The sequence below is a fragment of the Ochrobactrum sp. 19YEA23 genome, from assembly GCF_029909865.1.
GTDB classification, from domain to species: domain Bacteria; phylum Pseudomonadota; class Alphaproteobacteria; order Rhizobiales; family Rhizobiaceae; genus Brucella; species Brucella gambitense.
Genome location: NZ_JASAMQ010000011.1, coordinates 112,709 through 124,182, shown reverse-complemented (window position 1 = coordinate 124,182; position 11,474 = coordinate 112,709). Strand labels below are relative to the sequence as shown.

The following is an 11,474-nucleotide window of genomic DNA, read 5'->3' as shown; positions in this document are numbered from 1 at the left end:
TTTCGATCACTTCGTGATCCAAGCCGGAGGTTTCTTTCATACCGCGTAGAACTCTTTCAATCCTCCGCCAGAGGCGAAGGTTTTCTTCTCATGAACGAAAACGCCCGGCATAAAGCCGGGCGTTAACTGACATATATCGAGAGGCCGATGCCTGACGATTATTCTTCGTCTTCGTCGGTGTTCGTGCCCTTGAGGGACGAGAGCTTTGCGAAAACCTTGTCTGCGTCGAGTTCTTCTTCTGCAGCCGGTTCGTCGCGATAATCGAAGTTTTCCGTTGCGGAAGCTGGCAGCAGCGTGCTGTCGGATTCCGGTGCAGCCGGACGGTTGCGCGCTGCGCGTTCGACTTCGATGTCCAGATCAATCTGCGAGCAAAGGCCGAGCGTGACCGGGTCCATCGCTGTCAGATTGGCCGAATTCCAGTGCGAACGGTTGCGGATCTGCTCGATGGTCGACTTGGTCGTGCCGATCAGGCGCGAAATCTGCGCATCCTTCAGCTCGGGATGATTGCGCACCAGCCAGAGAATCGCGTTCGGACGGTCCTGACGCTTCGACAGCGGCGTGTAGCGTGGGCCTTTGCGCTTGGCTTCAGGGACGCGCACCTTCGGGTCGGCAAGCTTCAGACGGTAGTACTGGTCTTTTTCGCCCTTCGCGATTTCCTCGCGCGAAAGCTGTCCTGTAATGACCGGATCGAGACCCTTGATACCCTGCGAGGCTTCGCCATCGGCAATCGCCTTCACTTCCAGCGGATGCAGTTTGCAAAAGGCTGCAATCTGATCAAACGACAGAGCCGTATTATCGACAAGCCAGACGGCCGTTGCCTTCGGCATAAGAAGCTGAGTGGCCATTAGATATAATCCTTCTGTTCGTCCGCTCCGGTGGCGCGGGACGTGGAAAAAACCACAATTTCCGGGAAATCACGGCCTATATATAGGTTTTTTGGCAGCAGGGCAAGAATGCGCTGAAGCCGTCCCAACAATCTGTGCGTGATTTCCCGATTGTGGCTGTGACGAGCCGAAAATGGTGGGGTTTGCGAACCGGAGCGGAGCGTACATCCAAGCATAGTCCCGAAAAGTTGCAGACTTTTCGGATAAGACTATGCGTCACAAGAAGGTACGTGAGCACCGGAAGCGCAGAACCACGCCATTTGCAGACCGTCAGAGCCGCAATTGTCAGGCTATATCGAGCACAATCTTCCCGATATGCCGCCCCTCTTCCATGCGCTCATGGGCACGCCAGGCATCCTTCAGGGAAAAGATCATGTCCATGACCGGCGCAACGCGGCGCTCAGCCAAAAGCGGCCAGACCTTGGCCTCCAGCTCACGCGCGAGACCGGCCTTGAATTCGACCGGCCGGGCACGCAAGGTCGATCCGGTATGGGTCAGACGCTTGGTCATCAGCAGCGCGAAATTGGCGGTTGCCTTGGCGCCGTTCAAAAAGGCGATCTGCACGATACGGCCATCTTCGGCTGCGACCTTATAATTGCGGTCGACATAATCACCGCCCACCATGTCGAGAATAACATCGGCGCCCTTGCCACCAGTCGCGTCCTTGACGGCGGTGACGAAATCCTCATCGCGATAGTTGATTGCCCGGTCTGCGCCAAGTTTCAAACAGGCATCGCATTTGTCCTTCGAACCGGCGGTCACAATGACCTTTGCCCCAAACGCCTTGCCCAACTGGATGGCGGTCGTACCGATACCCGATGAACCACCGTGAATAAGCAGGGTTTCGCCTTCCTTCAGCCCACCGCGTTGAAAAACATTGTGCCAGACGGTGAAAAAAGTCTCCGGGATGGCGGCAGCCTCGATATAGCCATAGCCGGAGGGAAGTGGCAGTGCGTTGGTTTCATGCACCACTGCATATTCGGCATAGCCGCCGCCGGGCAGCAGCGCCACGATCTGATCGCCTTTTTTGAAGCGCTTCACGCCCGTACCGAGAGCCACAATATCGCCCGCGATTTCCAGCCCCGGAATATCGGATGCGCCGGGCGGCGGCGCATAGCTTCCCTGCCGCTGCAGTACGTCGGGGCGATTGACGCCCGCAGCCCGCACGCGCACCAGCACCTGCCCCTCCCCGGGTTCTGGCATGGACCGCTGAACGGGGCGCAACATATGTGCGCCACCCGGTTCGGAAATCTCGATTGCAGTCATCCGGGAAGGTAAATCGGCCATCATCATCAAAACTCCTGTTCGAACGCAGCCGGAATCTTGTGCGCCTTACACAGCTTCGCACCGTCGCAGAAATGCCTCACATAGCGTCTGATCTGGGTCCGATATGGGACACACGCAATTCCGTTAGAGAAATCGTAATCGATTTTCCCAAATATATATGCGAAGATTCAAGGTGTTAAATCTTTTCTCGGTGACTAAGCCATCATTGACCACGGAGGAAGGCCATGAGCGGTTTCGAAGAAGATGCGATAAAGCCACGTGACAGCGCGGTGCTCAGCGAAGATGAACTGTCGCTGCTTTCGGTCGCAGAGATCGATCAGCGCATTGTCTTGTTGCAATCGGAAATCGAGCGTCTCAAAACCCAGAGACTGAAAAAAGGCGACAGCCGCGCTGCGGCAGAGGCTTTGTTTCGCTGAAAATGCCAATGGAAGCCATGCCAGCGGCTTCCGTAAATCCCCGGCATCGATGCGGGGCAATCACATAGGAAGTCGTTTTGCGCGTTTACATTCAGGTCCTGTCCCTTCTCTGTGGCACAGCCTTTCTCCTGATGGCATCGGGTTTACACGGGTTGCTCCTGCCCTTGCGTGGTGGCGCCGAAGGCTTTTCCGTCACATCGCTCGGCATGCTGGGCACCACCTGGGCAGGCGGTTTCGTGGCGGGCTGTCTTTTCGCCCCGCGCCTTGTACGCCGTGTCGGCCATGTGCGCGCCTTTGGCTGCTTCGCCGCATCCGCGGCAGTCATCGCGCTTCTCTCCGGCATCTTCGTAGACGCAACCATGTGGGTTATCCTCCGCGCCTTCACCGGTTTCTCGATGGCGGGCGCCTTCATGGTCATCGAAAGCTGGCTGAACGAGCGCGCCACCAATGAATCGCGCGGCAAGATTTTCGGCCTCTATATGATGGTCAATTACGGGGCGACCATGACCGGCCAGATGCTGGTTGCAGGCGGCGATGTGCACTCCGACCACCTGTTTATGATCTGCGGTATTCTCTTCTGCCTGGCGCTCATTCCGACCGCCATTTCCACAGCCGTCAGCCCGCGACCGCTCACCGAAGTCCAGCTCGACCTCAAGGCGCTTTACCGCAATTCACCCGCCGCCTTCGTCGGCTGCATATTGATCGGCATCGCCAATGGCGCATGGGGCACGCTCGGCGCTGTCTTCGGCGCGAAATCCGGCATATCAACGACTGAAATCGCCCTGATGGTCAGCGTGACCATTGCTGCTGGCGCTTTAATGCAGATCCCCATCGGGCGCATTTCCGATCTGGTGGATCGCCGTTTTGTGCTGGCAGGCGTCGCCGCACTAGCCGCCTTTGTCGGCCTGATCGCATTCCTCGTCGGGCCGTCGAGCGGGCCGGTCATCATCGTCATGACCGGCTGTTACGGCGCGCTTGCCTATGCGCTCTATCCGGTCGCAGTCGCGCATGCCAATGACCATGCAACGGCGGAAAGCTTCGTGAAGGTCTCAAGCGGCCTGCTGCTGCTTTATGGCTTCGGCACCATGCTCGGCCCGCTTCTGGCGGCTGCTGCGATGGACATATTCTGGCCGTCAGGACTCTTTGCCATCACCATGCTCGCGCATATTTCGATTACCGGCTACGCGCTGTTCCGCTCGCGCCAGCGTGCCGCTGTGCCGAAAGAAGAAAAGGATCAGTTTAAGAGCATGCCTTCCGAACGCGGCGCAACGCCAGAAGCGATGAACCTCGATCCGAGAGCTGAAGCAGAAAGCTGATGTGACAGGTCAGATCGCCAAAGCATGTCTCCCGAAAGTGGAAACCGGTTTCGGGATAAAGACATGCGGAAAAACAAAAGCTTAAAGCGTGTCGCGTGAATATGATTGAACACGACATACTTTAGAAGCGCGAAAGCGCCAAAAATACGCTGATAAAATATATGAATCAAAATGTTTGGCGGCTGAGGCACAGCCGCCAACTCCAGCCCCAGATACAGCCATCAAAAGCCCAACCGCCATTCGACCGTTCTGGCCGAGATGCTTAACGCGATATCAGGGCAGCAACACCCGGCTTTCGCCGGTCTGTTCCGCGTCTGATATGAAATGGCTTGAAGCGCCTTTGCGGCTTTCCCTATCTGTACGCCTTGTCGGCGCTAGCGTCAGTGACGCGTTACCTGAGATCTAAGCTTCTCAATCTGGTCCTTCAGCATAAGCTTCTTGCGCTTGAGAGACGCGACGTGAAGATCATCCATTGCCGGTGACGCCAAAGCATCGGAAATTTCCTGCTCCAGAGCGCCGTGCTTCTTTTCAAGCGTGGCAAGATGGGACTCGATAGCCATCATCAGTTCTCCTTGGTTGATTTCCACACAATAATGGAACAGCCAGACCAACCTCCATGGCAGGTGCTGTTGCTCCATTTGCTCTACTGCATGAACGCCCGGCACACCTCCTGTTTATCCGGGCCAAACACACAGTCCCGGCTGCCAGGGACGCGGTTTTGATTTGTCGTCTTCGACAGCCGCTATCCATGACAGAACCATGACAGTTTGGCATGAGTTTGGTGCAAAGTCGATTTTGTCGTGGTAGCATTTTCCAATCGTGAAAAATGTGATAAGGGCTTGCCCGAAACGGGCTTGTGACGTGCCTTGACCAAGGTTCGACGCAGCCCGTAAAACTATTCAACAGAATGGGGTTCCGCATGTCCGATCAGGAACAGGCCGAGATCAGGTTGGCCGTCGCACGTCTGAAACAGGAACACGCGGATTTCGATGCAGCCATCAATGCGATGATCGCTGTCGGCTGCGATCAGTTGCGCGTCCAGCGCATGAAGAAGAAAAAACTCGCGATCAAGGACAAGCTTCAGGAAATGGAAGATCAGGTCATTCCTGACATCATCGCCTGATTGCGTCTCATATCGAAAGCAAAGCCGGGGTTCGCCCGGCTTTATCATTTTTATCCATGCAACATCTCATCCGCGAACGCATGAAACAGAGCAGGACAGATCAATGAGCGTTACAGCCGACGTCGCCATTATCATGGGCAGCCAGTCTGATTGGGAAACCATGCGCCATGCCGCAGACACGCTGGAGGCGCTGGGTATCGGCTTTGACGCCCGTATCGTTTCCGCTCACCGCACGCCGGACCGGCTGGTCGCCTTCGCCAAGGGCGCGAAGGCTGAAGGCTTCAAGGTCGTGATCGCCGGTGCAGGCGGTGCGGCGCATCTTCCCGGCATGACCGCCGCCATGACGGCCCTGCCCGTCTTCGGCGTACCCGTCCAGTCGAAGACAATGTCGGGTCAGGATTCGCTCCTTTCCATCGTGCAGATGCCCGCTGGCATCCCCGTCGGCACGCTGGCGATTGGACGCGCCGGCGCCATCAATGCCGCCCTGCTCGCCGCTGCCGTTCTGGCGCTCCACGACGACGCCCTTGCCGCACGCCTCGATGAATGGCGCAGCGCCCAGACCGAGAGCGTGGCTGAACGTCCTACCAATGAGGTCTGATATGGAAAAGTCCGCACTTCAATCCGGAGCAACGATCGGCATCATCGGCGGCGGGCAATTGGGCCGCATGCTCGCCATGGCCGCCGCACGCCTCGGCTTCCAGACAGTCATCCTCGAGCCGCAGGCAGATTGCCCGGCGGCGCAGGTTGCAAACCGCCAGATCGTGGCAGCCTATGACGATCCGAAAGCGCTGGCCGAACTCGCCGCTGCTTCCGACGTCATCACCTATGAATTCGAAAACGTGCCGGTCAGCGCCGCCGACAAGCTCGCCGAAACCGCGATTGTGCTGCCGCCTCCGGCAGCGCTTGAAATTTCGCAGGATCGCTTCAACGAAAAGCAGTTCCTCAACGAAAGCGGCATCGAGACCGCGCCCTGGCGTCTGGTCGATGACGAGGAAACGCTGATTGCAGCGCTTGGAGCGCTTGGCGAACGCGGCATCCTCAAGACACGCCGCCTCGGCTATGACGGCAAGGGACAGGTACGCCTGACGTCGCTGGACGAAACTGCGGCCCATGTCGCGCTGGTCGCCATCAACAAGGCCCCGGCCATCCTCGAAGGTTTTGTCGATTTCGAACGTGAAGTCTCGGTCATCGCCGCACGCGACCGCAGCGGCAATGTCGCCATCTACGACATTGCCGAAAACGTGCACAATGACGGCATACTCGCGACGTCGACTGTTCCTGCCCAGATCACCGCACAGACGGCTGATGCTGCGCGACAGGCCGCAGAGAAGCTTTTGCATGCGCTGGATTATGTCGGCGTCCTGGGGCTTGAATTCTTCGTCTTGAAGGATGGCTCGCTGCTGGCCAATGAATTTGCGCCGCGCGTGCACAATTCCGGCCACTGGACGGAAGCCGCCTGCGCGATCTCGCAGTTCGAACAGCATATCCGCGCCGTTGCCGGACTGCCGCTTGGCAATACGGACCGGCATTCCGATTGCGTGATGGAAAACCTGATCGGCAACGATGTCGACAAGGTACCAGCGATTCTCTCAGAACCCAACGCCGTGCTGCATCTCTACGGCAAAAAGGAAGCCCGTGAAGGCCGGAAAATGGGGCATGTGACTCATATCAAGCCCCGCGCCAGCTAAGCTTTGTCGGGAATCTTGACGATTCCCGATGACTCCGCTGTCTGCGACAAGATTTTCGGCCCCTCACCCGTGAATCTGCCGCGCAGGAGTTGACATTTACCCGAAACCTTGTGTATTTCGGCCAACCCTTCAGGCACATATACCGTGTCTGTAATCAATTGGCGCCTTGGGCGCTGTTTTTATGAAGCCCGGCGGCGTGTTCATGTCGATGGGCCAACCAGACCGGTGATTGACATGAAGATCAAGAACTCGCTTAAAGCGCTTAAGGGCCGTCATCGCGACTGCCAGCTGGTCCGCCGCAAGGGCCGCGTTTACATCATCAATAAGACTGCTCCGCGCTACAAGGCTCGTCAGGGCTAATCTTATTTTTGATTTTGCATTTGACGTTCCGCCGTGCATAGGGAAATCTATGCATATGCGGAACGTTTTTGCATGTCTGAAGATCTTTGCGACAGTTGCCGCATTCAGTGCGGTGACATTGGCCGTCGACGGCGCACGCGCCGAGATGACGCCCGATAAGACGCCGCTGAATTCTCCGTTGATCGCTCCGCTCACGCCCGTGCAAATTGGCGCAGACAGCGAGCAGAAGCCAGATTCAGCGCAACCTGCCCCAGCCAAAGCCTCTGAACCCCAGACGCCGGAAGAGCGCCTCGACAAGCTGTTTGCGGAATTGCGCAGAACAACGGACGAGGCCAAGGCACGGCGCATCGCCTCGCAGATCAATACGCTCTGGTCGCAATCCGGCAGCGCCACGATTGACCTTCTGGTGCAATGGGCCAATGCGGCCCTGCTCGAACGTCGCTATGCGTCGGCGCTTGATTTCCTGAATGAAGCCATCGCTCTCAATCCGGATTATGCTGAAGCATGGAATCGCCGTGCGACCGTCTATTTCCTGCAAAAAGACTATGCCCACGCCATGTACGACATCAATCGTACGCTTGAGCTGGAGCCACGCCATTACGGCGCCTTGACGGGCATGGCGGCGATTCTACGCGTCCGTGGCCTCAAGGAGCAGGCCATGAAGGCATATGAGCAGGCGCTGATCGTTTATCCGATGATGCGCGACGCCCAGAAGAGTTTCAACGATCTCGCCGACGAGCTGGCCGACACGCGAACTTAATCTCCAAACAAACCAATCCCACAAAGCAAAACGCGCCCCGAAAGGAGCGCGTTTTTCAAACTTATGCGGATGAGCACCCGAAACTGGATGAGATTCGGGATGATGGTGTGCCGAAAATGGTAGGGCTTTGAGACCCGGAGCGGAATGTACTTAAAGGTACATGAGCACCGGAAGCTCAAAGACGTGCCATTTGCAGGCCACCAGAGCCCGAATATCGCCAGTTTAGACGCCGGACTTGCCGTCGGCACCTATATAGGCGATGCGCAGCATGTTGGTCGCACCTGGCGTACCGAAAGGCACACCGGCGGTGATGATGATGCGCGAACCGGCTTTACCGAATTCTTCTTCGAAGACGATCTGGCAGGCGTGATCAACCATATCTTCCAGATCATGGGCATCGGCGGTCACGACGCAATGCAGGCCCCAGACGAGTGACAGCTTGCGGGCGGTATCGACGACGGGCGACAGCGCGATGATTGGCGTACGCGGACGCTCGCGAGCGGCACGCAGACCGGTTGTGCCGGAAGCCGTGTAAGTCACGATGGCCGACAGCTTCAGCGTTTCGGCGATCTGGCGGGCTGCGAGCGAAATCGCATCGGCGCCGGTCGGCTCAGGTGCTGCACGCTGCGCATCGATGATGGTCGAATAGGTCTGTTCCTGCTCAACCTGCTCGGCAATGCGGTTCATGGTGGCGACTGCTTCGACCGGATACTGGCCCGATGCCGATTCAGCCGAAAGCATGATGGCATCCGCGCCTTCGAACACGGCCGTTGCAACATCCGATACTTCGGCGCGGGTTGGCACCGGCGCAGTGATCATGGATTCGAGCATCTGCGTCGCGACAACGACCGGCTTGCCAGCGCGGCGCGCGCGGCGGGTGATCTGCTTTTGAATGCCGGGAACGCTTTCGAGCGGCATTTCAACACCGAGATCGCCACGGGCAACCATCAGCGCGTCGGAAAGCTCGATGATCTCATCAAGACGCGTGACAGCCTGCGGCTTTTCGATCTTCGACATGATACCGACCTTGCCGCGCGAAACCTTGCGCACTTCGGCCAGATCTTCCGGGCGTTGGATGAAGGACAACGCAACCCAGTCGATTTCTTCCTTCAGAACAGCATCAAGGTCCTTGCGGTCCTTCTCGGTCAGCGCGCCGACACCGAGCGTCGTGTCCGGCAGGCTGACGCCCTTGCGGTCGGAAATGCGGGTGCCGGAAATGACCTTGCAGCGGATGTACTTGCCGTCGGTTGCTTCCGCGACCAGATGCAGCTTGCCGTCATCGATGAGAAGGCGGTGACCCGGCTCGACCGCTTCCAGAATTTCCGGATGCGGGAGGAAAACGCGGGTTTCGTCGCCGGGCGCTTCGTTATTGTCGAGCGTGAAGGTCTGGCCGGGAACGAGATCGACCTTTCCGTCCTTGAACTTGCCGACGCGCAGCTTCGGGCCCTGAAGGTCGGCGAGAATGCCGATCGGGCGGCCAACAGCCTTTTCCACATTGCGGATGCGCTTCACGAGGGTGCGCATCAGGTCATGGTCGGCATGGCTCATATTGATGCGGAAAACATCGGCACCGGCTTCAAAGAGCTTGCGGATGACGGCTTCCTCGCCAGACGCCGGACCCAGCGTTGCGAGAATCTTGACCTTGCGGTTGCGCTTCATTGACTATTCGTTCCTGTAACAGTGGGGGTTTCCGGCGGTGTTTCGTCTGCAAGCTGAACCATCCAGCTCGACTGTTCCCCGGTATCATATTCCTGGAAGCCGTTGCGCTGGAAGCCGCGCGCAAAGCAATCCTGTACGCCAGAAATGCGGAATTCCTTTTCCGCGACGCACATATTCACATTGCCCTGCCAGCGGCCGTCGCCCTGGGCGTCCTCAGCATAGAGGTAATAATAGCGCGAAGTCAGCGGGCCTTCGATCAGCGTTTTGCAGGTCGAGCCTTCGATATGCCACCAGCCTTCCGTTACCCAGCCCGTCTTGGCCCGGTAACCGATGGCGACGCCAACAAGATTCTGCGTCGAATTACATACGCGGAAATCGGCACGCGCCTCCACAGATGTCATGCCGAGTGCGCCAAGCAACACAGCGGAAAATACAGCTAGGAAGTGTGGAAGTCGCATCCGCCGAACCCCTTCAGCCCGCAATCGCTTTTGTTTCACGTCTGGAAATCCCATTTCGGTCGCTCTCTTTTCGGCAGTTTCGCCGGTGATGTCAACGCAGTCCCACCGAGAAGAAAGAACATGACGAAAGAATGATCGTTGCAATCCCGGCTTTCTCATGACAGACCTGAAACAGCTTCCCGCGCCCGATGAAAATCAATCCCGAATTGTTCCTGGGAATTCAATCCGTGTCGTTCGCCAAACCGTCAGTCACTTCGTTCTCGCCTGTTTACAGGGTTGAAGGCGATTTTCGCCTCGGCCTGCTTCTGACCGCCGACCATGCACGGCGCGACGTGCCTGCCGAATACGGTAGTTTGGGTCTGGAAGAAAGCGAATTCGACCGTCATATTGCTTATGACATCGGTGTCGAAGCCCTGACGCGGGAACTGGCCGCCCGACTTGGAGCGCCTGCGGTGCTGGGTGGTTTCTCCCGCCTGCTGATCGATCCCAATCGCGGCGAGGACGACCCGACGCTCATCATGCAGCTATCGGATGGCGCGGTTATCACCGGCAATTATCCGATGTCGGCAGGCGAGCGCGAAGATCGGCTGACGCGTTTTTATCGCCCCTATCATGATGCGGTGACAGAAATGAGCGCCCGCGTCGCAAGCGAGAGCGGCCATGCGCCTTTCATCGTTTCGATCCATTCATTCACCCCGCGCTGGAAGGATAAGGCTCGCCCCTGGCATATCGGCCTGCTCTGGGACAAGGATGACCGCGCCACCGTTCCGCTTCTCTCTCTATTGCGTGCCGAACCGGGTCTGGTGGTTGGTGACAACGAGCCTTATGACGGCGCGCTGCGCAACGACGCCATGTATCGTCATGCCACGGCCAAGGGCTTTGCCCATGTGCTGATCGAAGTGCGGCAGGACCTGATTGCCGATGAGGCCGGAGCGGCGGAATGGGCGGAGCGGCTTGCCCCGATGCTGCGACAGATCAACACGCTCGAAGGCATTCATGACGTCCGGCACTTCGGCTCGCGCACTGGCGCAGTGGCGTGAAACGCCGCTTTTCCACAGTGTTCCACAATGTTCCACAGGGTTTGACCCCATAAATCGTGCCGCGCATCGAAAAGGCTCTTAATTTTGCCCGCGACTCGCGGGAAAACCGGTCCAGAGTTTCAGACATGCGAAATCGTGCATCTGCGCCATTCGCATCCATCATAGACAAGAATTGGAGAAACCGCGTGAGCGACGACATTACCAGCGAAGCCCAAACCATTGCCGTCGGCCAGTTGCGTGCCTTCATCGAACGCATCGAGCGCCTCGAAGAAGAAAAAAAGACCATCGCGGACGATATCAAGGAAGTTTACGCGGAATTGAAGGGTTCGGGGTTTGACAGCAAGGTCGTGAGGACCATTATTCGTCTGCGTAAAAAAGAAGACCATGAACGTCAGGAAGAAGAAGCGATGCTCCAGCTCTATATGGACGCGCTTGGCATGGGCTGACCGAAAGCTCTTCCCGGAGCTTTTACCCCTTCTTCCT

The 11,474-nt window shown here is 57.6% G+C and carries 14 protein-coding genes; 9 read left to right on the top strand and 5 right to left on the bottom strand.

The genetic code is table 11. The features are described 5' to 3' along the window. Positions 1–158: 158 nt before the first annotated feature. Together QBD01_RS22300 and QBD01_RS22295 are read right to left on the bottom strand one after the other, a co-directional pair. A complete protein-coding gene (locus QBD01_RS22300) occupies positions 159–845 on the bottom strand; it encodes a DUF1013 domain-containing protein (RefSeq protein WP_078339508.1) in 687 nt (228 codons plus the stop codon). Positions 846–1,169: 324 nt separating this feature from the next. Next, the gene (locus tag QBD01_RS22295) at positions 1,170–2,174 is read right to left on the bottom strand and encodes an NAD(P)H-quinone oxidoreductase (protein WP_280994571.1); all 1,005 of its coding nucleotides are present in this window, start codon (positions 2,172–2,174) and stop codon (positions 1,170–1,172) included. A gap of 221 nt (positions 2,175–2,395) precedes the next feature. On the opposite strand from QBD01_RS22295, the gene QBD01_RS22290 reads away from it, so the two are divergent. Continuing rightward, positions 2,396–2,587, top strand: a complete 192-nt coding sequence (locus tag QBD01_RS22290) for a DUF1192 domain-containing protein (RefSeq protein ID WP_078339509.1) — start codon at positions 2,396–2,398, stop codon at positions 2,585–2,587. A gap of 77 nt (positions 2,588–2,664) precedes the next feature. Then, positions 2,665–3,903 (top strand): MFS transporter, encoded by a 1,239-nt coding sequence (locus tag QBD01_RS22285; RefSeq protein WP_280994563.1) that lies wholly within the window; start codon positions 2,665–2,667, stop codon positions 3,901–3,903. A 380-nt stretch (positions 3,904–4,283) separates the two neighbouring features. Here the strand turns inward: QBD01_RS22285 and QBD01_RS22280 are convergent, their stop codons facing one another. Continuing rightward, on the bottom strand, positions 4,284–4,466 hold the full coding sequence (locus QBD01_RS22280; RefSeq protein WP_171058804.1) for a YdcH family protein: 183 nt from the start codon (positions 4,464–4,466) through the stop codon (positions 4,284–4,286). Positions 4,467–4,822: 356 nt separating this feature from the next. Between QBD01_RS22280 and QBD01_RS22275 the strand changes: the two genes are divergently transcribed. The 5 genes from QBD01_RS22275 (at position 4,823) to QBD01_RS22255 (ending at position 7,834) form a co-directional block, all read left to right on the top strand. Then, complete coding sequence (locus QBD01_RS22275) at positions 4,823–5,026, top strand: YdcH family protein (RefSeq protein WP_078339590.1); 204 nt, start codon at positions 4,823–4,825, stop codon at positions 5,024–5,026. Between the two features lie 103 nt (positions 5,027–5,129). After that, positions 5,130–5,624: a 5-(carboxyamino)imidazole ribonucleotide mutase gene (gene purE / locus QBD01_RS22270; protein WP_280994562.1), complete on the top strand. Its 495-nt coding sequence runs from the start codon at positions 5,130–5,132 to the stop codon at positions 5,622–5,624. Between the two features lies 1 nt (position 5,625). Beyond that, positions 5,626–6,714, top strand: coding sequence for a 5-(carboxyamino)imidazole ribonucleotide synthase (locus QBD01_RS22265; protein WP_280994561.1), 1,089 nt, complete (start codon positions 5,626–5,628; stop codon positions 6,712–6,714). A 234-nt stretch (positions 6,715–6,948) separates the two neighbouring features. Then, positions 6,949–7,074, top strand: coding sequence for a type B 50S ribosomal protein L36 (gene ykgO / locus QBD01_RS22260; protein ID WP_010661422.1), 126 nt, complete (start codon positions 6,949–6,951; stop codon positions 7,072–7,074). A 37-nt stretch (positions 7,075–7,111) separates the two neighbouring features. Next, positions 7,112–7,834 (top strand): tetratricopeptide repeat protein, encoded by a 723-nt coding sequence (locus QBD01_RS22255; RefSeq protein ID WP_280994570.1) that lies wholly within the window; start codon positions 7,112–7,114, stop codon positions 7,832–7,834. A 222-nt stretch (positions 7,835–8,056) separates the two neighbouring features. On the opposite strand, the gene pyk is transcribed toward QBD01_RS22255, so the two are convergent. Both pyk and QBD01_RS22245 read right to left on the bottom strand, forming a co-directional pair. Next, positions 8,057–9,493, bottom strand: coding sequence for a pyruvate kinase (pyk, locus tag QBD01_RS22250; protein WP_280994560.1), 1,437 nt, complete (start codon positions 9,491–9,493; stop codon positions 8,057–8,059). Beyond that, positions 9,490–9,951 (bottom strand): DUF1036 domain-containing protein, encoded by a 462-nt coding sequence (locus tag QBD01_RS22245; protein ID WP_078339515.1) that lies wholly within the window; start codon positions 9,949–9,951, stop codon positions 9,490–9,492. The genes pyk and QBD01_RS22245 overlap by 4 nt, the downstream gene beginning before the upstream one ends. 188 nt (positions 9,952–10,139) lie before the next feature. On the opposite strand from QBD01_RS22245, the gene QBD01_RS22240 reads away from it, so the two are divergent. Further along, positions 10,140–10,991 carry an N-formylglutamate amidohydrolase gene (locus tag QBD01_RS22240; RefSeq protein ID WP_392391465.1) on the top strand — a complete coding sequence of 284 codons (852 nt, stop codon included), beginning with the start codon at positions 10,140–10,142 and terminating at the stop codon, positions 10,989–10,991. A gap of 185 nt (positions 10,992–11,176) precedes the next feature. Then, positions 11,177–11,437 carry a DUF2312 domain-containing protein gene (locus QBD01_RS22235; protein ID WP_061348000.1) on the top strand — a complete coding sequence of 87 codons (261 nt, stop codon included), beginning with the start codon at positions 11,177–11,179 and terminating at the stop codon, positions 11,435–11,437. The last annotated feature ends 37 nt before the right edge of the window (positions 11,438–11,474 follow it).